Consider the following 294-nt stretch of genomic DNA (forward strand, 5'->3'; position numbering starts at 1 on the left):
CTGCTGCCAGAACCGGTGACAGCATCGATTGCGGCGGTGTGGTTATCGGAAGTGGCACGGTGAATATTGGTTAACATCGCTGAGCGGCGGTGAGTGTTGTGCAAACCTCCGCCTGCTTTAAGAAATGGATTTTGCGCTGATAGGCGTCATCGACAACCGCATCACTTTTTCATTCAGAGGAATGTATTAATTCAGGGCATTGATGACAGCAATAAAGCACCTGAAGAATGGGAAGAAGTGTTGAGTGTTCAGGATCAGTCCATCTATTACCGGGTTGAAAAATTGTTATTAAAG

The 294-nt window shown here is 46.3% G+C and carries 1 protein-coding gene; it reads left to right on the plus strand.

The features are described 5' to 3' along the window. Positions 1-96: 96 nt before the first annotated feature. On the plus strand, positions 97-294 hold a 198-nt coding region (locus D6C13_RS25815), incomplete at its 3' end, for a hypothetical protein (RefSeq protein WP_208642954.1).

It is taken from the genome of Rahnella woolbedingensis, assembly GCF_003602095.1.
GTDB classification, from domain to species: Bacteria; Pseudomonadota; Gammaproteobacteria; order Enterobacterales; family Enterobacteriaceae; genus Rahnella; species Rahnella woolbedingensis.